The organism is Candidatus Marithrix sp. Canyon 246, from assembly GCF_001723685.1.
Classification (GTDB): Bacteria; Pseudomonadota; Gammaproteobacteria; order Beggiatoales; family Beggiatoaceae; genus Marithrix.
This window is the reverse complement of the sequence record NZ_MCBX01000007.1, coordinates 97,637-115,287: the sequence shown is the minus strand read 5'-3', so window position 1 is coordinate 115,287 and position 17,651 is coordinate 97,637. Positions and strand designations below refer to the sequence as shown.

At 34.9% G+C, this 17,651-nt stretch carries 19 protein-coding genes and 3 tRNA genes; 10 read left to right on the top strand and 12 right to left on the bottom strand.

Translation table 11 applies throughout. The features are described 5' to 3' along the window. From BHU68_RS17210 to BHU68_RS06545, 4 genes are all read left to right on the top strand, one after another. Positions 1 to 494, top strand: a 494-nt coding sequence (locus tag BHU68_RS17210) for a hypothetical protein (protein WP_171900388.1), incomplete at its 5' end; no start/stop codon positions are given. A gap of 227 nt (positions 495 to 721) precedes the next feature. Next, positions 722 to 2,293 (top strand): vWA domain-containing protein, encoded by a 1,572-nt coding sequence (locus BHU68_RS06555; RefSeq protein ID WP_171899520.1) that lies wholly within the window; start codon positions 722 to 724, stop codon positions 2,291 to 2,293. Positions 2,294 to 2,301: 8 nt separating this feature from the next. Beyond that, positions 2,302 to 3,123 carry a carbon-nitrogen hydrolase family protein gene (locus BHU68_RS06550; protein ID WP_069470675.1) on the top strand — a complete coding sequence of 274 codons (822 nt, stop codon included), beginning with the start codon at positions 2,302 to 2,304 and terminating at the stop codon, positions 3,121 to 3,123. Next, entirely contained in the window at positions 3,123 to 3,854 is a 732-nt protein-coding gene (locus BHU68_RS06545) for a hypothetical protein (RefSeq protein WP_069470676.1), read from the top strand. The genes BHU68_RS06550 and BHU68_RS06545 overlap by 1 nt, the downstream gene beginning before the upstream one ends. Here the strand turns inward: BHU68_RS06545 and BHU68_RS06540 are convergent. The 4 genes from BHU68_RS06540 to BHU68_RS06525 all read right to left on the bottom strand — a co-directional run bounded on the left by BHU68_RS06540 (position 3,838) and on the right by BHU68_RS06525 (position 4,964). After that, the gene (locus tag BHU68_RS06540) at positions 3,838 to 4,680 is read right to left on the bottom strand and encodes a symmetrical bis(5'-nucleosyl)-tetraphosphatase (RefSeq protein ID WP_069470677.1); all 843 of its coding nucleotides are present in this window, start codon (positions 4,678 to 4,680) and stop codon (positions 3,838 to 3,840) included. The two genes, BHU68_RS06545 and BHU68_RS06540, sit on opposite strands and share 17 nt — an antisense overlap. Before the next feature lie 19 nt (positions 4,681 to 4,699). After that, positions 4,700 to 4,775 (bottom strand) — tRNA-His (locus BHU68_RS06535). A 20-nt stretch (positions 4,776 to 4,795) separates the two neighbouring features. After that, positions 4,796 to 4,869: transfer RNA gene (locus BHU68_RS06530), tRNA-Arg, on the bottom strand. 18 nt (positions 4,870 to 4,887) lie between these two features. Further along, positions 4,888 to 4,964: transfer RNA gene (locus BHU68_RS06525), tRNA-Pro, on the bottom strand. Between the two features lie 319 nt (positions 4,965 to 5,283). On the opposite strand from BHU68_RS06525, the gene BHU68_RS06520 reads away from it, so the two are divergent. The 5 genes from BHU68_RS06520 (at position 5,284) to csrA (ending at position 11,668) form a co-directional block, all read left to right on the top strand. Continuing rightward, the gene (locus BHU68_RS06520) at positions 5,284 to 6,387 is read left to right on the top strand and encodes an OmpA family protein (RefSeq protein ID WP_083234232.1); all 1,104 of its coding nucleotides are present in this window, start codon (positions 5,284 to 5,286) and stop codon (positions 6,385 to 6,387) included. Positions 6,388 to 6,501: 114 nt separating this feature from the next. After that, complete coding sequence (locus BHU68_RS06515) at positions 6,502 to 7,608, top strand: OmpA family protein (RefSeq protein WP_069470678.1); 1,107 nt, start codon at positions 6,502 to 6,504, stop codon at positions 7,606 to 7,608. Between the two features lie 51 nt (positions 7,609 to 7,659). Further along, positions 7,660 to 10,197, top strand: a complete 2,538-nt coding sequence (locus BHU68_RS06510) for a calcium-translocating P-type ATPase, PMCA-type (RefSeq protein ID WP_069470679.1) — start codon at positions 7,660 to 7,662, stop codon at positions 10,195 to 10,197. Positions 10,198 to 10,215: 18 nt separating this feature from the next. Beyond that, on the top strand, positions 10,216 to 11,445 hold the full coding sequence (locus BHU68_RS06505; protein ID WP_069470680.1) for an aspartate kinase: 1,230 nt from the start codon (positions 10,216 to 10,218) through the stop codon (positions 11,443 to 11,445). Positions 11,446 to 11,476: 31 nt separating this feature from the next. Further along, positions 11,477 to 11,668: a carbon storage regulator CsrA gene (csrA, locus tag BHU68_RS06500; protein ID WP_069470681.1), complete on the top strand. Its 192-nt coding sequence runs from the start codon at positions 11,477 to 11,479 to the stop codon at positions 11,666 to 11,668. A gap of 16 nt (positions 11,669 to 11,684) precedes the next feature. Here the strand turns inward: csrA and BHU68_RS06495 are convergent, their stop codons facing one another. Together BHU68_RS06495 and BHU68_RS06490 are read right to left on the bottom strand one after the other, a co-directional pair. Continuing rightward, positions 11,685 to 12,197 carry a DUF2062 domain-containing protein gene (locus BHU68_RS06495; RefSeq protein WP_069470682.1) on the bottom strand — a complete coding sequence of 171 codons (513 nt, stop codon included), beginning with the start codon at positions 12,195 to 12,197 and terminating at the stop codon, positions 11,685 to 11,687. Beyond that, on the bottom strand, positions 12,181 to 12,834 hold the full coding sequence (locus BHU68_RS06490; protein ID WP_171899521.1) for an electron transport complex subunit E: 654 nt from the start codon (positions 12,832 to 12,834) through the stop codon (positions 12,181 to 12,183). Before BHU68_RS06490 ends, BHU68_RS06495 begins: the two co-directional genes overlap by 17 nt. 16 nt (positions 12,835 to 12,850) lie before the next feature. Between BHU68_RS06490 and BHU68_RS06485 the strand changes: the two genes are divergently transcribed. Further along, entirely contained in the window at positions 12,851 to 13,240 is a 390-nt protein-coding gene (locus BHU68_RS06485) for a group II truncated hemoglobin (protein WP_069470684.1), read from the top strand. Here the strand turns inward: BHU68_RS06485 and BHU68_RS06480 are convergent. The 6 genes from BHU68_RS06480 to BHU68_RS06455 all read right to left on the bottom strand — a co-directional run bounded on the left by BHU68_RS06480 (position 13,212) and on the right by BHU68_RS06455 (position 17,637). Next, the gene (locus tag BHU68_RS06480) at positions 13,212 to 14,339 is read right to left on the bottom strand and encodes an MFS transporter (protein ID WP_069470685.1); all 1,128 of its coding nucleotides are present in this window, start codon (positions 14,337 to 14,339) and stop codon (positions 13,212 to 13,214) included. The genes BHU68_RS06485 and BHU68_RS06480 overlap by 29 nt on opposite strands. Before the next feature lie 11 nt (positions 14,340 to 14,350). Next, the gene (locus BHU68_RS06475; protein ID WP_141698837.1) at positions 14,351 to 14,704 is read right to left on the bottom strand and encodes a hypothetical protein; all 354 of its coding nucleotides are present in this window, start codon (positions 14,702 to 14,704) and stop codon (positions 14,351 to 14,353) included. 53 nt (positions 14,705 to 14,757) lie between these two features. Further along, positions 14,758 to 15,606 carry a group II intron reverse transcriptase gene (locus tag BHU68_RS06470; protein ID WP_069470687.1) on the bottom strand — a complete coding sequence of 283 codons (849 nt, stop codon included), beginning with the start codon at positions 15,604 to 15,606 and terminating at the stop codon, positions 14,758 to 14,760. Then, positions 15,560 to 16,072 carry a reverse transcriptase N-terminal domain-containing protein gene (locus BHU68_RS06465; RefSeq protein WP_069470688.1) on the bottom strand — a complete coding sequence of 171 codons (513 nt, stop codon included), beginning with the start codon at positions 16,070 to 16,072 and terminating at the stop codon, positions 15,560 to 15,562. Before BHU68_RS06465 ends, BHU68_RS06470 begins: the two co-directional genes overlap by 47 nt. A gap of 583 nt (positions 16,073 to 16,655) precedes the next feature. Further along, the gene (locus BHU68_RS06460) at positions 16,656 to 17,045 is read right to left on the bottom strand and encodes a hypothetical protein (protein ID WP_069470689.1); all 390 of its coding nucleotides are present in this window, start codon (positions 17,043 to 17,045) and stop codon (positions 16,656 to 16,658) included. 13 nt (positions 17,046 to 17,058) lie between these two features. Then, entirely contained in the window at positions 17,059 to 17,637 is a 579-nt protein-coding gene (locus BHU68_RS06455) for an MORN repeat-containing protein (protein WP_083234138.1), read from the bottom strand. Positions 17,638 to 17,651: the final 14 nt, after the last annotated feature.

Sequence of the window (17,651 nt, the reverse complement as noted above, 5' to 3'; positions counted from 1 at the left end):
ATAACGACTTTTTACTAGCAGGTCATTGGCAAGTGATATACCAAGCCCAAGATACCCAAGGCACATGGTCAGAAACCAAACTAGCAGAAATAAAAATAACCACCCCACCACCACCAGTAAGCATAAAGGTCCGCCTACCCCGCTCAATTTACAATACAGGAGAAACACTAAGCTGCAACTTAGACATAAACACATCAGGTTACGCATCAGGAGACTACGCAGTTTACGCAGCCCTAATATACCCACCAACAGCCGGCTACTTTGTAACAATCAAAGAAAACCAAGAATTCAGCCTACCCAACGACATAAAAGCTTACCGCCCAAAAATACAACTAAGCGGCACCAAAACCCTATACCCATTAGAAATGCAAATACCAACATCAATGAAAGCAGGAAATTACCAATGCTGCGGAGTAATAACAGCCACAAACATAGATGCCACAGATGCTAAGAATTGGTTGGCTATTGATTGTAAAGGAACTGTGATTCAGTGAATTCTCTCAGACCTGACAGGTTTTTAAAACCTGTCAGGTCTAAAAAACCGTGATTCAGTGAATTCTCTCAGACCTGACAGGTTTTTAAAACCTGTCAGGTCTAAAAAACCGTGATTCAGTGAATCCTCTCAGACCTGACAGGTTTTTAAAACCTGTCAGGTCTAAAATAGCATTAAGCCATATTTTGATATATAATATAACTATTAACTTTTAATAGGATGAGTTCCATGTATATCAAAATATTTATTTTATCAATTGTTCTATCACTAAATGCTTGTGGTAATACTAGCCATCAGTCAGATGCAGCAAAGCAAATACAACTTAGCGGTGCAATGCCATCTCCAATGATGGCATTTCAACAAGAACCAGCACCAATTCCAGAAGTAAACCGTGAAAATTACGCTAATTTTAAAGATAACCCCATTAAAAATGTAACTGAGCAAGCAGTTTCTACTTTTAGTATTGACGTTGATACTGGTTCATATTCTAATGTACGACGTATGTTAAATTCTGGTAATTTACCACCCCACGACGCGGTACGAGTTGAGGAAATGATAAATTATTTTACTTATAATTACCCACAACCCAATACTACCAACCCACCTTTTAAAGTTAGCACCGAAATTGCAGCTACACCTTGGAATTCTAAAACTCATTTATTACATATCGGTATCAAAGGATATGATATTCCAAAAACCAATTTGCCAGCAGCAAATTTAGTATTTTTAGTTGATGTTTCAGGTTCAATGAATAGCCCAGATAAATTAGGATTATTAAAATCATCCTTAAAATTATTAACTAAGCAGTTGACTGCACGCGATAAAATATCATTAGTTGTTTATGCCAGTGCATCAGGTTTAGTCTTGGAACCAACAGCGGCTAATCAAACCGCTAAAATTAGTGCGGCTTTAGAAAAACTGACTGCTGGCGGTTCAACTAATGGTGGCGCAGGTATTCAATTAGCCTATGCAACCGCAGAACAAGCCTTTATCAAAGGCGGAATTAATCGTATTTTGTTAGCAACCGATGGTGATTTTAATGTTGGCACCGTCAATTTTGAAGCCCTGAAAAATCTGGTAGAAGAAAAACGTAAAAGCGGAATTTCTTTAACTACACTTGGCTTTGGCACCGGTAATTATAATGATAATTTAATGGAGCAATTAGCAGACGCTGGTAATGGTAATTATAGTTATATAGATACACTTAACGAAGCTCAAAAAGTATTAGTAGATGAAATGTCATCGACTCTACAAACTATTGCCAAAGATGTTAAAATTCAGATTGAATTTAACCCAACTGTTGTGGCTGAATATCGCTTAATTGGTTATGAAAATCGAGTATTAAAACGTGAAGATTTTAAAAACGATAAAGTCGATGCTGGAGAAATTGGAGCTGGGCATTCAGTAACCGCTCTATATGAAATAGCCTTAGTAGGCAGCGGCGGAGAACGCTTAGAAAAACTACGTTATAGCGATAAAAAAGCAACTAATTCAATGAAAACTAATGAATTAGCATTTTTACGCCTACGTTATAAAGCACCAACTGCTAATACTAGTATATTAGTAGAAAAAGCATTAATGAAAACAGATATTAAAACTACTAATACTAGTGATAATTTTCGTTTTGCAGCCGCTGTAGCCGCTTTTGGGCAACAATTACGAGGTGGTAAATATCTGCAACAATTTTCTTATCAAGATATTTTAAACCTAGCACGACAAGCACGAGGCAAAGATAAATTTAGCTATCGCGCTGAATTTATAAAACTAATAAACTTAACTAAATCATTGAGTAGCAAATAAACTGTAAAATGAATATACAAGCTGTTGCCGCCATACAAATGGCATCTGGTTCCAATGTTACTGCAAACTTAAATGAAGCCGCTCGTCTAATACAAGAAGCGGCTCATATGGGTGCTAAATTAATCGCTTTACCAGAAAATTTTGCCTTAATGGCAAATAATCCTGATGATTATTTTGAAATTTGTGAAACCCAAGCAAGTGGTTTAATTCAAGATTTTTTATCTCAACAAGCGGCTAAATTAGGAGTTTGGTTAATAGGTGGTACAATACCAATTAAAACACCAGAGGCTAATAAATATCGCGCAGCTTGTTTGTTATTTGATAATACTGGTGAATGTGTAAATCGTTATGATAAAATGCACTTATTTGATGTATCAGTATCTGCGAATGAACACTATTGCGAATCAGAAACTATTGAGGCTGGCAATCAGGTTGTGGTAGTAGATACACCTTGTGGGCGTTTAGGTATGGCTATTTGTTATGACTTACGTTTTCCAGAATTATTTCGTCAAATGCAAACCCAAGGAGTAGAAATAATTAGTGTAGTTTCAGCATTTACAGCAGTAACTGGTAAAGCCCATTGGGAAATTTTAGTACGCTCTCGTGCAATAGAAAACCTATCTTATGTAATTGCCCCTAATCAAGGAGGTTATCATATAAACGGTAGAGAAACCTATGGTAATAGCATGATTGTAGATCCTTGGGGAGTAATTTTAAGTGATTTAAATCAAGGTTCTGGAGTAATTTGCGCCGAAATAGATTTGAAAAAACAATCTGATTTACGACATCGCTTTCCGGTTCTGGAGCATAGAAAAATTCACTGTGAATAATGAATATTCAAGATTTTATAGCATCTCTAACTAAAGAGGATATAGTTTATATTAATCAAGAATTTGAAAAATTACAAAATCAAATTCCTAGTTACTCTTTTAGTAAGATTAAAGATCAAGAGTTAAAAAAAATAGTAAATATCAAAAGAAGAATTGCAAATAATTGCTTTGATAACTGGTTTAATAAACCTATTAATTTACCAAATGATATTATCAAATTTTTAAATGACTTAATTGCTGAAAACAAAGATTTTATAAAAGATTATAATGAGGAAGATTTAAAAATTAATTTTATCGCGCCGATTTTAAATAAAATTCATTATAAAGATATAGAGAATGAAATTAGAGCTTTTTATAATGAAAGCTTGAGCTATGAAACTAAGGAATTTATTTTAACTGGCAACTGTGATTTTTATGTATCAAAAGGGCTGTTTAGCCCCGAAAAACCCTATTTTTTTATACAAGAATTTAAAAAAGGAATACAATATTCAAACCCAGAACCACAATTATTAGCTGAATTAATTGCGGCTGTAGAATTAAATGGTTTTACCACTATGAAAGGAGCTTATATTGTAGGGGCGATTTGGAACTTTGTAATACTAGAAAAACTAGATAAAAATAAATACCAATATTTTATCTCAGACAATTTTGATAGTACAAAAATAGAAGATTTAACAGCGATTTATAAAAATCTATTATTTGTAAAGGATGAAATTATGCAAAATCATTAGGATTACAGGCACCAACACAAGGCAAACTAAAAACTTGTTTGTCTTCTAAGCGTAATGCTGTTAAGCTTCCACCCCATAAACAGCCGGTATCAAGAGCATATACTCCATTGTCAGCATAATAACCCAAGGTTGACCAATGTCCAAAAACTATGTTGTGTTCACGGGTAGCGCGATGTGACCATAAAAACCATGCTTGATCTTTGTCTTCATTCGCTTCAAGCAATGGGTTATCCTTTTTTTTCAGGGCTAATTTACCATCAGCATTACAATAACGTAAACGTGTAAAACAATTAGTAATAAAGCGTAATCGTTCCCAACCCTCAAGTTTTTCAGACCATTTTTTCGGTTTATTGCCATATACATTTTCTAAATAGTCTTTATATTGTGTACCACTTAAAGCTTGTTCCACTTCATTGGCATATTGACGTGCTTGTTGTAAATCCCATTGTGGTGGTAAGCCGGCATGAATCATGGTAAATCCAAGCGTACTATCATGATGCAATAATGGTCGATTGCGTAACCAATGTAATAATTCTTCTCTATCATAGGCTGATAATATAGAGCCTAGCGTGTCTTGCGGTTTTAAATATTGAAGATTATTTTCAGCGACTGCTAATAAATGTATGTCATGATTACCTAATACTACAATAGCGCGTTCATTTAAACTTTTAATAAAACGTAATACTTGTAAGGACTTAGGGCCTCGATTTACTAAATCACCAGCAAACCATAAGCTGTCTTGATTTGGATTAAACTTGATTAGTTGGAGTAGATTTTGTAAGTCTTGATAACAACCTTGTATATCACCGATTGCGTATGTTGACATTAAGATAAGAAGGGATGAATGGGGTGAACGATGGGGCTTGAACCCACGACCACCGGAATCACAATCCGGGGCTCTACCAACTGAGCTACGTTCACCATTATTAAGAATAATCACTCGCGCTCGGCAGGACTCGAACCTGCTACCCTCAGCTTAGAAGGCTGATGCTCTATCCGGATGAGCTACGAGCGCTCAAAAAAAACTAAAAACTGGTCGGGGTAGAGGGATTCGAACCCCCGACACCTTGGTCCCAAACCAAGTGCGCTACCAGACTGCGCTATACCCCGTAGATATAAACAGCCGCCATTATACTCAGATAGTTTATTTTAGTCAAGCAAAAAATATATAAAACTTCTATTTATTATATATCTTTATGATAATAAAGTATATTTAGTATTGTGGTATTGTAATCATGAAAGCCGCATGAATCTTGCCAGATTGTGAAAACATGACTATTTTACAACGTAAAATTACTATATATGCACATGATAAAATATATAAAGCAATGATTTTAGTATAAATATTGTATAAATATCACTGTTTGTGGTTTTTATATCGCGATTTTTTTGCTATTATTATATTGTTTGATATTATAAGGAGAACAAAATGATTAAACATAAGATTACTTCTATTGCGATTGGCGCAACTTTATTAGCAGGCAGTGTGACTGCTAATGCTGCAACACCCACTGGTTTTTACGCGGGTCCAACTGTTGGATATTTTTTCTTTGATGATGAAACTAGTAATAATGCTGAAGATGGCGTTTATTATGGTTTAGGTTTAGGTTATCAAATTAGCAAAAATTTTGCTATTGAAGCTAATTATTCTAGACTTGGTTCTGAAATTACAAATTCATTATTAGATAATGATAGAATACCTAGAGGTGCTGGTCAAGATTTAGATTTAGATATGTTCCGTGTGGATGGTATCTTTAATTTAGATCTTAATAGCCCTTTGTCCCCATATTTGGCTATAGGTTATGCTAGATTTGAACAAGATCCTCAATTCGGTGATGATGATGATATGATTAATGCAGGTTTAGGTATGAGATATGCCTTAACTCCTGCTATGTTATTAAGAGCTGATGCTCGTGCATTTTATAATTTCGATAATGAAGAAGTTGATTATGCTGCTAATCTAGGTGTATTTTATGCCTTTGGAGCTAAAGCACCAGCACCAGTCATAGTAAAAGAACCAGAACCAGAACCAGAACAACCTACTGAAGTTGATCCTTGCACCTTGGATGATGATGGTGATGGTGTCAATAATTGTGATGATAAATGTTCTGATACACCTGCTGGCTCTAATGTTGAAACTACTGGTTGTCGTATCTTAGAAATTCCAAAAGAAATTGAGTTAAAGGTATTATTTGATTACGATAAAGCAATAGTAAAACCAGAATACTATGAAGAAATTAAACAAGTAGCTGATTTTATGGCTAAATATCCAAGCACTTCTACTGAAATTCAAGGACATACAGATAGTCGCGGTAGTGATTCTTATAATCAAGATTTATCTCAACAACGTGCAGATGCTGTGCTTGAGGTATTGGTTAATGAATATCAAATCAATCCATCACGTCTTCGCGCTGTAGGTTATGGTGAAGCTCAACCTCTAGTCAGCTCTGAAGTTACTGAGGAAGATTACCAAATGAATAGACGTGTTATCGCACGTATCGAAACAGTGGTTAAGGAAGTAGAAGGTCAATAAAATTAATTAATTAATTAATTAATTAATTTAATAACGCTCTCTAAATTAGAGGGCGTTTTTTTTGGAATATTAATTGCTAATTCATTTAATAATATATAAACTTTGGAACATTAAATGATGAAAAAAAATCACGTATTAATATTCAGTACAATATTGTTAGTTAATACTATAAATATTGCTGTTGCAGAACAAACCGAATCTGGTCCATATATTGTTGCACCATCAGTAGGATATTATTTCTTTGATCGAGATAATAATAATAATGCTGATGATGGTGTTTTTTATGGTATTGGAGCAGGTTATCAAATTAATAAACACTTTGCAATTGAAGGTAATTATGCTAGACTAAATTCTGAGACTAAGAATCCAGCAGAAGATCAGGATTGGATTTGGAGACTTGATGATGAAAAAGTCAATGCAGATATGTATCGTCTGGATGCTATTTTTAGTTTAGATTTAAATAGTGATTGGGCACCTTATGTTGCTGTCGGTTATACTCGTTTAGAACAAAGCCCACAATTTGGTGATGATGATGATATGATGAGTGCTGCTTTGGGTATAAAACGTAAAATCACACCAACTCTTTCAATTAGAGCAGAAGCTCGTACTTTTCATAATTTTGATAATGAAGATACCGATTATGCTGTCAATGCCGCTTTAGTTTATCGCTTTGGTGCTGAAAAGCCTGCACCTATAATTCCTGTTGTTATTCCACCAACAATTCCACAACCAATTGATCCTTGCTCATTAGATGATGATGGTGATGGTGTCAATAATTGTGATGATAAATGCGCTAACACTCCAGCAGATTCAAGAATTGAAGTTACTGGTTGTCGTATTTTAGAGGTGCCAGTTAAAATTAGATTGGAAGTTTTATTTGATTATAATAAAGCTATTGTAAAAGAACAGTATTTCAGTGAAATTCAAAAAGTAGCTGATTTTATGAGAAAATACCCTAGCACTAATACTGAAATACAAGGACATACTGATAGTCGTGGTAGTGATGCTTATAATCAAGATTTGTCTCAACGTCGAGCTGATGCTGTACGTGAGGTTTTAGTCAGTCAATTTAGTATTGATCCTTCACGTTTGAGTTCAGTTGGTTATGGTGAATCTCGTCTTTTAGTTAACCCTGAACTTACAGATTTAGATTATCAAATGAATCGACGTGTAATGGCACATATCGAAACAGTAGTTGAAAAAGTTGAAGGTAGCTTTTAAATTTAAAACCCCCCCCTAACCCCCTTTGAAAAAAAGGGGGAGATAATTAACATGAAATTTAATTTCCCCGGTTTAACTGATCAAGAGGTTGAACTTGCGCATAATCAATATGGTAGAAATACCATTTCTTCTTTAAAACGAGAAACTTTCTGGAATAAATTATGGCTTAATTTTAAAGATCCTATCATTATTATTTTAATGGTAGCTTTGGCTATTACGATGCTATTGATGGTTTTTGGTTATACTCAGTGGTATGAAAGTGTTGGTATTGCAGTGGCTGTTTTTATCGCTACTTTTGTAGCAACTTGGTCTGAATATAGTAATGAGAATCAATTTCAACAATTGTTAGAAGATGCCGCTAGAATAAAAGTTAAAGTTTTTAGAAACAATAATTTAGTTGAAATCAATATAGATCAGTTAGTTGTTGGTGATCATATTTTGTTAAAACCGGGGGATACTATCCCTACTGATGGTGTGTTAATTGCAGGTCGTTTAAATGTTAATGAAGCTACTTTAACTGGTGAGTCGGAACCTGTCATTAAAGATTTTAATGATGATAGTGTGTTTAGAGCTTCATTAATTGATGATGGTGAAGCGGTTATGAAGGCAACTGCTGTTGGTGAGAATACTCGCTATGGCAAAACTATGTTGGAACTCATAAGTGCAGAAGATCGTTTATCTCCATTACAAGAAAAGCTAACTGTTTTAAGCAAACATATTAGTATTTTTGCTTATATTGGTGCGACTTTTATTTTTGTCGCGTTTATGTTAAATCATATTTTCTTGCAAACTGATGGTGGATTATCGGTTTATTTGGCTCAAGATTTTGGTCAAATTTTCGCGCATGTTGTCACAGCAATGACTTTAGCTATTATTATAATCGTGGTAGCAGTGCCTGAAGGTTTGCCTATGATGATTGCAATGGTATTAGCTTTAAATATGCGTAAATTGTTATCAGTAAATGTGTTGGTACGTAAATTATTAGGTATAGAAACGGCTGGTAGTTTAACTGTTTTATTTACTGATAAAACTGGCACTTTAACTGAAGGTAAGCAAGCAGTTGAGTTATTTTTAAGTAGTGATAATATTCCTTATTATAAATTTGATGCTATTCCAGCAGCATTAGCAGAGCAAGTTGCTTTTGCAATTCGTCATAATACTCCTCAAATGCTGGGTGCTGATAAAACTGAACAGGCTATTTTAAGTTTTTTAAGTTCAAAAGAAACTGAAAATGTCACAACTATTGAAACTATTCCTTTTAATAGCACTCGAAAATTTTCTGCGACTCAAGTTGAAGGTGATAAAAATTTAACTTTAGTTAAGGGGGCACCTGAAATTATCTTGGCTAATTGTACTCTTGATGTTAGTATTTTGGAAAAACGCATACATGAGTTATCAAAACGCGCTATGCGATTGTTGGCTGTGGCGATAACTGAAGAGTCAATTGATGAAAATAATAATTTGAATCAAGGTTTAACTTTATTAGGTTTGTTTGCATTACGCGATCCTTTACGTGATAGTTCTTATAATTCAGTTCAAACTGCAAAACAGGCTGGTATTCATACCATTATGGTTACTGGTGATTCTGCTGAAACAGCAAAAGCAATTGCTATTGATGTAGGTTTGGATAATAATATTATTACATCAAAACAATTAGCTTCAATGTCTGATGATGAAGTTAAACAAAAGTTGCCTGATATTAATGTTGTTGCAAGAGCATTGCCAAGTGATAAAAGCCGTTTAGTCAAACTTGCAAAACAGTTAAATTGGGTAGTGGGTATGACTGGTGATGGTGTTAATGATGCTCCGGCAGTAAAAAATGCTGATGTTGGTTTTGCTATGGGTAGCGGCACTGAAATGACTAAGGAATCTAGTGATATTGTTATTTTAGATGATAATTTTTCTTCTATTAATAAAGCTACTTTATATGGACGTACTTTATTTAAATCAATTCGTAAATTCCTAGTTTTTCAATTAACTGTGAATTTATCCGCAATTTTAGTGGCATTTTTGGGACCATTTTTTGGTTTTGATTTGCCGCTAACTATGACGCAATTGTTGTGGATTAATATTATTATGGATACTTTGGCAGCTTTAGCTTTTGCTGGAGAAGCAGCCTTATCGCGTTATATGTTAGAGAAACCGATTCCTAAAGATGAACCATTGATTAACAGGGATATGTGGTCAAGTATTTTACTAAATAGTAGTATTGCGGCTGTAATGAGTATTATCTTTTTAACTTATCTTCCAATTAAAGAATTATTTTCACGATCTGTGGATGTACATTTAACAGCATTTTTTAGCTTTTTTGTATTTATGCATACTTTCAATACATTTAATGCTCGTACACAAAGTTTGAATTTATTTGAACATCTTATTGAAAATAAGTTGTTTTTAATGGTAATATTAATTATATTTACTGTTCAAATAAGCTTTATCTATATTGGTGGTGAAATTTTACGTACAGTGCCATTAGAAGCGATGGAATGGTTATATATATTAATGTTTGCTTTGATATTAATTCCGGTAGATTTGTTTAGAAAACAGATAAGAAATGTTATGATTGGAAATCCTGTGTTGAAAAAGTAAAGGATTATAACTGAAGAAATGGCATTAATTGTACAAAAATATGGTGGTACTTCTGTAGGTTCAACAGAAAGAATTATTGCTGTCGCTGAAAAAATCATGGCAACACGCGCTCAAGGGCATGATGTTGTTGTGGTTGTTTCTGCTATGAGTGGAGATACTAATCGTTTAATTGATCTTGCTAAAAGTATTACTGATCGACCAAAAGATTGTGAATTTGATGTGTTATTAGCTACTGGTGAACAGGTTACGATTAGTTTATTAAGTATGGCATTGCATTCTGCTGGTTGTCCAGCGCGTTCTTATACAGGTACACAAGTACGTATCTTGACAGATAGTGCGCACACTAAAGCACGTATTCTTGATATTGATGATAAGGCTATACGTGCTGATTTGACTACTGGCAAGGTTGTAGTGGTAGCAGGTTTTCAAGGTGTAGATGAGCAAGGGAATATCACTACTTTAGGTAGAGGTGGTTCAGATACTACTGCGGTTGCATTAGCCGCTGTTTTAAAAGCGGATGAATGTCAAATTTATACTGATGTAGATGGTGTTTATACAACTGATCCTCGTGTGGTATCAGAAGCACGTCGCCTTGATAAAATTTGCTTTGAAGAAATGTTGGAAATGGCGAGTTTGGGTTCTAAGGTATTACAAATTCGTGCAGTTGAATTCGCGAGTAAATATAATGTACCATTACGTGTGCTATCGTCTTTTGTTGAAGGAACGGGCACATTGATTGCGCCAGAGGATGAAATAATGGAACAAGCCTTAATTTCAGGTATTGCGTTTAATCGCGATGAAGCCAAATTAACAATCTTAGGGGTACCTAATGAGCCGGGTATTGCTTCGCAAATATTAGCTCCTATTGCAGATGCTAATATTGAAGTGGATATGATTATTCAAAATCTTGGTGCTGATAATAGCACTGCTGATTTTACTTTTACTGTACATAATAATGATTATAAGAATGCGTTTGCAGTTTTAGAGAATTGTGCTAAGTCATTAAATGCAAAAGATGTGACAGGTGATACACGAATTGCTAAAATATCGTTAGTAGGTGTAGGAATGCGTTCACATGCAGGTATTGCTAGTAGTATGTTTACAGCATTGTCTGATGAAAGTATTAATATTCAAATGATTTCGACTTCTGAAATTAAAATTTCAGTAGTCGTAGATGAAAAATATCTGGAATTAGGGATAAGAGCCTTACATACGGCTTTTAATTTAGAAAAAACTGAAGTTAAATAAGCTTGATATTAGGAAAACAAGGAGAAAATCTATGTTGATTTTGACAAGGCGTGTTGGTGAATCCTTAATGGTAGGTGATGATGTTACCGTAACAGTATTGGGTGTTAAGGGAAATCAAGTGCGCATTGGAGTTAATGCTCCTAAAAGTGTTGCGGTTCACCGTGAAGAAATTTATAAGAGGATTCAACAGGAAAAAGTTCAAGCAGAGGATCCAAAGGATTAAATATGTAGTGGCAAACCTATGTGTTTGCCCTTAATATTAATGGAATTTTTTTTTTAGTGCGTTTACGCCATAAGTTCTTAATATGTAAACGCCATAGTAAGTTTACTAATATATAACCCGTCAAAGCAGTAATACTACCCACCATAAAACATCCCACTGATAATGGTAAGACTATATCATAAGTCCATAATTCGTTCATTGGTAATATTTCCATACCTAATAAAATAGTGCCTACTATATAAGCAAAATAAAAGAATAGCGGCATAGTAATAGGGTTAGTTATAAATACTAGGCTAACTGATATAGGTAAATTCACACGAAAAATTATGGCAATTGCGGCGGCAATCAAGGTTTGTAATGGTAGGGGTATAAATGCTACAAATAAACCTACAGCAGTTCCACCTGACAATGATCTTCTATTTAAATGCCATAAATTTGGTTCGTGCAAAAGCTTTCCAAACATTTTCAGATTTGGATTAGCTTTTATTTTTGATATTGATGGTAATCTGGTTTTAAAAAAATTTTTCATGCTTCTTTGTCTGTGCGTCTATAAAATTTTTTAAGGCAATCAATAAGGCTAAGCCAAAAAATGCTCCGGGCGGTAAAATTGCTAGTAAAAATCCTTCATAATTTTCAATTACAGTAATTGTCATCCATTGTGCTGCTTCTCCAAACATTAATTCTGCTTGAATAAATAATGTTCCGTAACCAAATAGTTCACGTAAGCCACCTAATAAAACTAAAACTATAGTAAAACCTAATCCCATCATTAATCCATCTAATAATGCTCGATCCCACGGTTGTTTAGATGCAAAGGCTTCTGCTCTGCCAATAATTGCACAATTTGTCACGATTAGGGGAATAAATATTCCTAAAGTTAAATATAAGTCATAATAAAATGCTTTTATAAGCATTTCGATAGCGGTAACAAAAGAGGCAATTACTAATACAAAAACTGGTAAACGAATTTCATTTGTTACAATATTTCTAATTAGGGAAACGCTAACATTAGAAGCCATTAAGATTAATGTAGTAGCAATGCCTAAACCTAAACCATTAATTAAGGTGGAGGTAACAGCTAATAATGGACATAATCCAAGTAGTTGAACAAAACCGGGATTATTTTTCCATAATCCTTCATAAATAATATTTTTATATGTCATAATTCTAAGGAGTTATAAAATGATAACAACGCCATATGAACGCATGGGTGGAGAACAAACTGTATTAAAATTAGTAAATCGTTTTTATGATTTAATGGATAGCATACCAGAAGTGCAAGAAGTTCGTGATATGCATTCAGGAGATTTAGAAGAAATACGCGAGCGATTATTTGATTTTCTTTCGGGTTGGTTCGGTGGTCCACAATTATATGTTGAAAAACATGGACATCCCCGACTTCGTCAGCGGCATGTAATGTTTGCGATTGGAGATAAGGAACGTGATCAATGGTTGCATTGTATGTTTAAAGCAATGCAGGATATTGGTTTGGATGATTCTTTACAGAAGGAATTGCAACAAAGTTTTTCTAAAACGGCTAATTTTATGAGGAATCAATCCATAAATAACTAATCCCAATAGCAATTATACAAATAATTGCTGCCCATAAGTAGGTTAATTCTGCTCCTAGTTGTTGCCATGTATATCCACTGATTAGGCTGCCTAATGCTCCACCAGCTCCAAAACTGATGCTACTATACAATGCTTGCGCTCTACCTTGGTATGCGTCAATGAAGATTTTACGGATCATTTGCATTGCTACACTATGGTACATGGCAAAACTAGCAGCATGTAAAATTTGTGCAAATAATAATATGCTAAGGTATTCAACATAATAGCCTATTAATATCCAACGTAAACTCGCTAAAGCTAAGCTTAACATTAATAGGTATTTTAATGGATAGCGTGTTAATAAATGGTGCATTATTAGAAATATCATTACTTCTGGAATGATACTAAATGCCCATAATTGCCCTATAAATTCACTTGAATAGCCATAATCTTTTAGATATATTGTATAAAAAGTATAATATGGACCATGACTAGCTTGCATTATAAAACATACTATAAACAATGCGATAACTCTTGGATGTTTAAGTATTTTATAAAAACTCTGGCTGGAAATTGATATTTGTTTTGTAGCTTGTTGCGGTACTAATAATGTGGAGATCCAAGTAAAGATTAATAGGCTAATTACTAATGTAGGAAAGAAGCTGATATTAAGTTCTGCTCCTATAAGCACTGCCACAATAAATCCAATTGATCCCCATAAGCGTAGCTGACTATAACGGTGAGAATCTTCGCCTAAGTGAGCTAATGTATTAGCTTCAAATGGTGCTAAACTGCCATTCCAGAAGAAGCTAAAAGCTGCCATTACTATTAATAACCAGAAATAATGATCAGCTATAAATATTCCGGCAAAACATATTACTGTAAATAAACTAGTTACACGAACTATGCTCATATGCCGCCCATTATGATCGGCTAACCAACCCCAAACATTAGGCGCAATAACTCTAGCAATTAGAATAACAGCCGTTAATTCACCAATCGCAGCGGCATCAAAGCCCAAGGATTGTAAATACAATCCAAAGTAGGGAACTAATGCTCCAAGACTGGCAAAGAAGAAAAAATAAAATCCAGATACACGCCAATAAGGAACATTTTCCATTTAATTAACAATTACTTCCAACCATGCAATTGAAACCATGCAGTTCTATTTAGAACATCTCTACCATAGTCTTTACCAGTTGTATTAGCGTCAATATCTTTACCTGCTTTAATAGCATTCTTGGTTGCCGTAGCTCCACCATTATAAGCCGCTATCACTGCATGTAACAATTGATCATCATTTAAACGTAAACCCTCTCTTTTAAAAAACTTACGAGCATTATCAATGACAATACAAGCATACATTAGATTTTCTCTTGGATCTTGCCATTTGCCAGTACGCGCAAACTCATGCCAATCAGTTAAACTAAGCCCTCTATGTCGCCACAAAGAACTCGTCTTCAGAACCGCACGTGAGACTTTCACCTCATACGGCTCCCCCCATATGGTCTTTATCAGTGCCACCTCAAATTCAAAGTTCATGCTTCTCCTCTGAATTTGCCTGTTGCCTTCATTCTTTTCATGAATTCGGCGTGGTACTGGTCATGACAATGTAGGTGCATTAGTACTAGATTTTTATACGAATCCTTTCCACCTTCTTTTACAAAGGTTTTGTGATGTGCTTCCATCAGATCCCCATTTTTAAAACTTGCATTGCAGTACCCACATTTGCCATTTTGCTTTACAAGCATTTTAGCTTTGCTTAGTGATATATCACCATAGCCTTTTGATAATCTTGCGCCCCAATATAACTCATCACCATCATAATAAGATTTTCCTGCTTTTACCTTGACGTGTCTTTTTATCTTGGTATCAGCGTATCTTGCCAAGGTTTGATCAATAATTCCGTCAGTTTTCGTGGCAAAGCACCATCTCAAATAGTCCAACTTTTGAAATGTTTCTGAAGCTACACAAGTTCTGTAATAGTTTGCCCACCCCCTAATTATTGGGTTTAAACGCCAAGTTACTTGTTCTTGAGTCGCTGCTTTCATCTGCCTCAGCACTTCTTTAATCTTATTTGAATGTGTTTCTATGGATTTTTTACTTGGTTTTATGAGTATCTTGAAGCCTTGTTTGTTCGCGAAATTCCTTGCCTCATACCCAGTGGTTTTATTGTCGTAGTGCTTGCAATTAAAGCCCAGAAAATCGAAACCTTCTGTGCTATGCACAATTTTGGTTTTTTCTTCTGATAATTCCAGACCACGTTCTTTTAACCACTCGGCTATTATTAACTTAGAATCTTCAATAACTTTTTTATTTTTGTGCATTACCACAAAGTCATCAGCGTATCTTACTACTCTGATTTGCCCTTGGCGTAGTTCCATCATTTTCCATAACCCCTGCTTTTAACCATTGATTAATAGTAACCTTGGCTACCTTTCCATCTATTAAACTAAATAAATGTTTATGGTCTATGTTATCAAAACAGCCTTTGATATCCGCGTCCAGTACCCATTTCTGCTTTTTGGTATCCATACCATTTTTATTGGTTTTGCACGATAATTTAACCCTATCAATCCCGGCAGTTTTCTTGCCAGAGTTGTCTTGTGTGATTCTGCGAACGTTCAAGATTATTGAACAACTACTTCGTAAAAGTAGTTTACTTAAAGCTTTTGCTTGTTTTAACTGACCAGCTTTGGTGGCTTTATAAATACGCTTTTGCAAATTAAAAACCTCGAACTCAATCTTTTTCCAGACAATATCCTGCCATTCCCACTCTGAGGTGAGCCATGCCGGGGCTTTCTGCCCTGTTTTGTCTAAATAATTTTGATCTATAGTTTCTACTGTTATCATTTTACAATGTCTATTCACCCTGTTTTTTTAAGGGAAATTGTTATTAACGATTTATTCTCCACATGACACTAAGGTAATCCTATAGTCCATATAATTTCCCCTTAGTTCCTACCCGGATGCTGCGCTATCAGTTGACTGCTGACCTCGTGTGTTGCAAAACTACCACAACAGAGTGCTTTACTACACCCGTTTTTCCTCGTTCCGATACAAATGTTTCAATGATCATAGACCATTTTCATGATAGTTTAGGCTTTAGCTTTACGCCGAGGTTCTTGAGCTGATTAAATTATACTGACTAAATTATAATTTACTAACCTCTTGTGTCCTTTTGCAGTAACGACGCTTCAGACGCTAATTTCTCTCGTAGCCATGCTATCTTGCTTGCCTTATTTCCTTTACGGCGTTTTACCCTTGCTCACCCAGTATCCAGTCACGGTACCAAGCGGGTAATGCTTTTTGACATACAACAACCAATGCCATAGGATTTAAACCTTACCATTCATATCAGTTATACTGAACTCCATGCTCAATACTCTAATTCCTGAATATTATCTATATTACAGTTACTTAGAAACGAATCGCACTAATCAATCTGCATCAAGCCACGACCATAACCGCCACCATCAGGTGGTTCCGGTGTAGTCCTATCACCACGGGGTCTTCTACGAGCAAAATCACCACGTCCACCGGGACCACTTGGTTTTAATGCTAATCCCCAATGTGATTCTCGTGATCCAATGCCACAAATAATTGAGGGTTGCAAATAAGGATATCTACGAGCAACATCATGAATTATATGACGATATTTACGTGCCATTTGAAGTTGCTTCAACATGGTTCGATCATATTTTGATAATGTTGTTTTAATAACAGTATTTGATTTCGGCTTTGATTGTCTTGGTGGTTTTGGTCGTTTTCTCTTGAAAATTCTTTCATACCAAGACAAACCGCGTCTTCTACCCGGTCTTCTCATTTAACTTCTCCTATTAATTATTAATTTCTTCTGTTGTACCATCAGCATATTTCATAACTCCACGTCCAATGGGTTTACCATCTTTAAACTTGCCAATATAACGATCTTTATTAGGCCATATATAAGTCCCTTGTCCATTAGGCATAGCATTAATAAACCCACCTTGATAAGTATCTATACCTATAGCTTTACCCTTACCATAAGCTTTACCATTACGACATTCACCTTTATAGCTACCGCGAAGACGCATATCTACTACATCACAACCAACATGCTTTATTTGACCTTTTTTAAATTCGCCTGTATAACTAGCTTCATCTATCCATGTATAAGTTCCTTGCCCATGAGGCATACCATTAGCAAATTGACCTTCATACTTGTCTTTACCAATCGCTTCACCTGCTCCATGTGCTTTGCCATTTTTACATTCACCTTTATAATGACCATAAATATTATTTAAACTTACTTTACAAGCTTGTTCAGGTGTTCTAATAATATTAGTAGGTTTTTCAGGCACAGTTTTTGTACAAGCATTCATAGTTATGCAGGTTACTATACTGGCATATAGGATGTTTTTATTTATTAATTGCATATTTAAGCTTCCAA

Coding starts and splice junctions, on each gene's coding strand:
- BHU68_RS06520 (WP_083234232.1), top strand. CDS start 5,284: ATGATTAAACATAAGATTACTTCTATTGCGATTGGCGCAACTTTATTA.
- BHU68_RS06545 (WP_069470676.1), top strand. CDS start 3,123: ATGAATATTCAAGATTTTATAGCATCTCTAACTAAAGAGGATATAGTT.
- csrA (WP_069470681.1), top strand. CDS start 11,477: ATGTTGATTTTGACAAGGCGTGTTGGTGAATCCTTAATGGTAGGTGAT.
- BHU68_RS06455 (WP_083234138.1), bottom strand. CDS start 17,637: ATGCAATTAATAAATAAAAACATCCTATATGCCAGTATAGTAACCTGC.
- BHU68_RS06555 (WP_171899520.1), top strand. CDS start 722: ATGTATATCAAAATATTTATTTTATCAATTGTTCTATCACTAAATGCT.
- BHU68_RS06460 (WP_069470689.1), bottom strand. CDS start 17,045: ATGAGAAGACCGGGTAGAAGACGCGGTTTGTCTTGGTATGAAAGAATT.
- BHU68_RS06505 (WP_069470680.1), top strand. CDS start 10,216: ATGGCATTAATTGTACAAAAATATGGTGGTACTTCTGTAGGTTCAACA.
- BHU68_RS06495 (WP_069470682.1), bottom strand. CDS start 12,197: ATGAAAAATTTTTTTAAAACCAGATTACCATCAATATCAAAAATAAAA.
- BHU68_RS06470 (WP_069470687.1), bottom strand. CDS start 15,606: ATGATGGAACTACGCCAAGGGCAAATCAGAGTAGTAAGATACGCTGAT.
- BHU68_RS06465 (WP_069470688.1), bottom strand. CDS start 16,072: ATGATAACAGTAGAAACTATAGATCAAAATTATTTAGACAAAACAGGG.
- BHU68_RS06510 (WP_069470679.1), top strand. CDS start 7,660: ATGAAATTTAATTTCCCCGGTTTAACTGATCAAGAGGTTGAACTTGCG.
- BHU68_RS06550 (WP_069470675.1), top strand. CDS start 2,302: ATGAATATACAAGCTGTTGCCGCCATACAAATGGCATCTGGTTCCAAT.
- BHU68_RS06540 (WP_069470677.1), bottom strand. CDS start 4,680: ATGTCAACATACGCAATCGGTGATATACAAGGTTGTTATCAAGACTTA.
- BHU68_RS06480 (WP_069470685.1), bottom strand. CDS start 14,339: ATGGAAAATGTTCCTTATTGGCGTGTATCTGGATTTTATTTTTTCTTC.
- BHU68_RS06485 (WP_069470684.1), top strand. CDS start 12,851: ATGATAACAACGCCATATGAACGCATGGGTGGAGAACAAACTGTATTA.
- BHU68_RS06515 (WP_069470678.1), top strand. CDS start 6,502: ATGATGAAAAAAAATCACGTATTAATATTCAGTACAATATTGTTAGTT.